Annotated in this window: 1 protein-coding gene; it reads right to left on the bottom strand. The window is 48.3% G+C overall.

Going from position 1 to position 677, the window contains the following annotated elements; translation table 11 throughout:
* A partial coding sequence (locus ACTNB1_RS14825) for a recombinase family protein (RefSeq protein ID WP_441170541.1) occupies positions 1–677 on the bottom strand: 677 nt, incomplete at both ends.

The raw sequence follows: 677 nt of genomic DNA, 5'->3' as shown, positions 1-677 counted from the left end.
CGTCCAATTCTCGCTGTTCGCCCTGATACTTTTCGGACAGCATATTGAAATTGTATTCTGTAATGCGTCCGGCAGACCAGTCCTCATACATTTTTGCAAACAGGGTGTCTACTTCTGCTTTGCGCTTTTCCGCCTTTTTCAGTTCGGCTGTCTGCCGCTTCCTTGCAGTATTGCGTTCCTTGTCGCTGGCGTTAAGTAGCCGTTTCAGAAGTTTGTCCCCATCCTGCTGTGCCAGCACAGACCAGTATTGCAGACGGGAAAGGACATAGGCGTAAAGCACATCATAGCGGATATAGTGCATGGAACACTGGTGCAATCCTTGCCCGTACTTGCTACAATGGTAGTGGGCATAGGGATTTTTGTTCTGGCTGTTCATACCATAGGCCAGCGACCAGCCGCAGTCCGCACATTTTACCAGCCCGGAAAATATCTGTGTTGTGCCGTTCTTCTGCCGTCTGCGCCTGTTGCAAATCTGCTCCTGTACTTGACGGAACACATCTTCGGAAATAATCGCTTCGTGGGTGTTCTCCACACGATACCATTCCTCTTTTGGCTTGCGTACTTTCTTCTTGTTTTTGAATGAAATGTTGGTCTGCTTATTGTGGACGCTGTGTCCGATATAGGTTTCCTCTTTCAGAATACTTTTCACCTGCGCTATCGTCCACGCATAGGCTTTT

Source organism: Flavonifractor sp. HCP28S3_F3 (assembly GCF_052065355.1).
Lineage (GTDB): Bacteria > Bacillota > Clostridia > Oscillospirales > Oscillospiraceae > Flavonifractor.
Note: the sequence above shows the minus strand (reverse complement) of the source record. Positions and strands in the feature narration are given on the sequence as shown.